Below are 2963 nucleotides of genomic sequence, written 5' to 3' on the forward strand. Positions count from 1 at the left end.
GCACACCTGGGTCTCCGAAGGCACCCGCGGGCTGGAGTCGGTGGTGACCCTCACCTTCGAGCCCGAGGGCGACAAGACGCGGGTCACCCTGCGTCACACGGGAGTACCGGACGACGACTTCGGCCGCCAGCACCGGGACGGCTGGGCTTCCGTCCTCGGGGCGATCGAGGAGCGGTTCGCGAAATCGGCGCGCTGATGCGGCGGCCAATAGGTTTGGTAGCCGCCGAACGCAGCGATTGTCAAGGACTTAGCAGCCCAGGCGCCGCATACAGGGCATGAAGCGACCGCAAGGCATATCATCGAAGCGACGCAACAGCTGCGCACCTTCATGCTTCCCCTGACCATCCTCTCTTCTAGCCTCACCCGCAAGGATACCCAACAGGCCTTCCACTGACCCGTGAACCGGCGGACGCCGGACGCGAGATCGCCCGATGCCGAATCGCTTCTCAGCGTACTCCCGCGGGAACGGCACCGATCTGTTGCAGAAGAGTTAGCATATCGAAGTAGTGCCGACTTTCCTTAATCTTGTCCCCTTCGAATAGAAGCAGCAGAGCTGAGGGAGTCACCTGTCGCTTCCCCGTCGCGGCGATGGTGCCACCAGGGCCCTCAAGGGGGCCGGTGTGCGTCCCCTCCCAGGTAATCTCCAGAACTACGTTGTCCCCCATCGAAACTGCGTTCGTGACCTTACCCTTCACATCCGGAAAGGCCCGCTTCCATCCCTGGTACGCAGTGACAATCGCGTCGACCCCCTGGATACGCCTCTGGGTGCCCACTTCGTTATAGAGGGCATTGGCGGTGAGCGTTTCCTTGACGCGACTCCAGTCGGCAGCGTTAAAGGCTTCGATGTGATCGCGGCTAATCTTGGTGAGATCCTTGCTTGCCATGGTGCCCTCCTAACCAATTGCTCCACCGGACTGGGTTCGACTTGCCGATGCGCGAAGGGGGATTCCTGCGACGCCCATCCCAGGCTGAAACGTCCGTTATTATCCCAGGAGGGGTGCCGCGCTTACAAGCCCCGCCCGCCATCTTTGGTTGGGAGTCCCAAGGGTGTAAGCTGCTCGCCAGCCATGGATGCCGTTCCTGCCCCGAACGAGAGAAGCTGAGGTGCCCCTCATGAGCCGACTCGCGGCCCTGCCCCTGATTCTCTCAACCCTAATCCTCGCAGGCTCGGCGGTCGGCGCCGCGGACAAGCCCGCCCCGACCGCTGGCGCGAGCGATCAAATCACGGAGACGCTCCTCTCCGCTATGAAGGCGCAGAACTACTCGGCGGCGTTCGGGATGTTCGACGCGACGATGAGAAGCGCCGTGTCCGAGGAGAAGCTCCGGACGGTATGGTCGGCACAGCTCGGCACGTTCGGGCCGCTGGTTTCCTGGAGGATCACCCAGTCCGCCCAGGCTCAGGGCCTCGATGTCCGCATCGCATTGCTGAAATTCGACCACGGCGAGCTCCAGGCGACCGTGGCCATTCATCCCGATACGCAAGAGGTGGCCGGATTCGTCATCAAACCGGTGCCCTCCCCCGCTAAGCCCGCCCCGCCGGCGCTCTATGTCCATCCTTCGGATTTTCGCGCTGTGGACGTGTCGGTCGGCACCGCGCCCTTTGTCCTGGGTGGAACTCTCACGGTACCAGTGGGGCTCGGCCCCTTCCCGGGTGTCGTACTCCTACACGGCTCGGGACCCCAGGATAGGGATGAGACCATCGGAGCGAGCAAGGTCTTCAAGGATCTGGCCGAGGGACTAGCATCCCGCGGAATCGAAGTGCTTCGCTACGACAAGCGAACGTTTGTATACGGGCCCCAGCTCGGCGACAGCATTTCCGTGGACGATGAAGTCACAGTGGACGCAGTCGCCGCGGTCGCCGCGCTGCGAGCCCGGCCGGAGATCGATCCTCAGCGCGTTTTCGTCATCGGCCACAGCCTGGGCGCTCTCCTGGCCCCCGAGGTGGCGGTTCGATCGGAGCACGTTGCGGGCGTCGTCCTGCTGGCACCTCCGGGGCGCGCGCTATGGGACGTCGCACTCTCGCAGATGCGCTATGTCGGTGCGCCTCCGAAGGACATCGCGGAGGCTGAGCGCAAGGTGGCCCAGATCAAGGATGGGACTCTCGGCGCGGAGCGGTTTCTGGGAGCGCCTCAGAGCTATTGGAAGGATCTAGCGGCACACGATGGGATCGCAATGGCCAAGAAGCTCGCGAAGCCCATACTCCTGTTGCGAGGAGGTCGCGACTATCAGGTGATCGAGGAAGACCTTGAAGCGTGGCGGCGCGGTCTGGCCGGTACGCCGAATGTCGAGATCGTGACCCTCACCGGCTTGAACCATCTTTTCATCTCAGGGAGCGGGAGGCCTGGGCCCGGCGAATACGGAAAACCCGACCATGTGGACGGCAGCGTCATCGACAAGCTCGCCGCCTTCATTGCACCGGGAAAGGCCGAATAGCCACCGTTAGAACCCGCTCCCGGCCTCGCATTCATACCGAAATGGATACGGCGGATCGGCGGTGCCACCGATCCGCCGCCCACGGACCGCTAGTGGCTGCAGCTAACCGTCTGGCAGCCCCCCGAAAACACGCATTTCGTACCACTGGGCACCCACGATCTTCGCGTTCCTCCGGCAGGCGGCTCGAGACCTGGAGAATGGGCGGATTCAGCCCGATTTGCTAGACTACGCTGGCAAAGCGGGTCCGATTCGAGCTAAAGTCCGCCTAGCGCCCGGTCGATCCTTAGCTTGAACCTCTGAGAAGAAATGCCCTTGCCGGGCGTATTTCGTCAGACGGCCTTCCGAGACTCTCCGCGCGGTACAAGCGGGACCAAGACGGTGGCCCACTCGACCTGACACCATGAGTCGTCTTATGGGACCTCGATTCTCCATGATGGATTTCTTCCAGCGATGCCGGCTGGCGGCCTTCCTCGGTGCCTTAGTCCTGCCGGGGACTGCCTCTGCCCGGGAAATCATTGTGGCACCTTCCG

3 protein-coding genes are annotated in these 2963 nt (G+C 63.0%); 2 read left to right on the forward strand and 1 reads right to left on the reverse strand.

All coding sequences use genetic code 11. The features are described 5' to 3' along the window. On the forward strand, positions 1-196 hold a 196-nt coding region (locus E6K76_12400), incomplete at its 5' end, for an SRPBCC domain-containing protein (GenBank protein ID TMQ56579.1). Positions 197-446: 250 nt separating this feature from the next. On the opposite strand, the gene E6K76_12405 is transcribed toward E6K76_12400, so the two are convergent. Next, positions 447-884, reverse strand: coding sequence for an ester cyclase (locus E6K76_12405; protein TMQ56580.1), 438 nt, complete (start codon positions 882-884; stop codon positions 447-449). Positions 885-1071: 187 nt separating this feature from the next. On the opposite strand from E6K76_12405, the gene E6K76_12410 reads away from it, so the two are divergent. Beyond that, positions 1072-2433, forward strand: coding sequence for an alpha/beta fold hydrolase (locus tag E6K76_12410; GenBank protein TMQ56581.1), 1362 nt, complete (start codon positions 1072-1074; stop codon positions 2431-2433). Positions 2434-2963: the final 530 nt, after the last annotated feature.

It is taken from the genome of Candidatus Eisenbacteria bacterium, assembly GCA_005893275.1.
In the GTDB taxonomy this organism is placed as follows: Bacteria; Eisenbacteria; RBG-16-71-46; order SZUA-252; family SZUA-252; genus WS-7.

Bases quoted from the DNA above. Each gene is read 5' to 3' on its own strand.
- E6K76_12410 (TMQ56581.1), top strand. From the start codon at position 1,072: ATGCCGTTCCTGCCCCGAACGAGAGAAGCTGAGGTGCCCCTCATGAGC.
- E6K76_12405 (TMQ56580.1), bottom strand. From the start codon at position 884: ATGGCAAGCAAGGATCTCACCAAGATTAGCCGCGATCACATCGAAGCC.